Below are 249 nucleotides of genomic sequence, written 5' to 3'. Positions count from 1 at the left end.
CTGCTCGCACAGCAACTGGAAGAACTCTTCCGGTGCCCGGCTGGTGGCCTGCGGCACGATGACCAGCCTGCCGCCATACAGCAGCGCACCAAAGATCTCCCACACCGAGAAGTCGAAGGCATAGGAGTGGAACAGGCTCCACACGTCACTCGGCCCGAAGGCGAACCAGTGTTCGGTGGCGGCAAACAGGCGCAGTACGTTGTGGTGCGCGAGCAACGCGCCCTTGGGCTTGCCGGTGGAGCCGGAGGT

Annotated in this window: 1 protein-coding gene; it reads right to left on the bottom strand. The window is 64.3% G+C overall.

The window, feature by feature from the left end:
* The coding region (locus NJH59_RS25460) for an AMP-binding protein (RefSeq protein WP_253087486.1) at positions 1-249 on the bottom strand (249 nt) is incomplete at both ends.

Origin of the sequence: Pseudomonas sp. VE 267-6A, from assembly GCF_024126555.1 — a bacterium.
GTDB classification, from domain to species: Bacteria; Pseudomonadota; Gammaproteobacteria; order Pseudomonadales; family Pseudomonadaceae; genus Aquipseudomonas; species Aquipseudomonas palmensis.
Note: the sequence above shows the minus strand (reverse complement) of the source record. Positions and strands in the feature narration are given on the sequence as shown.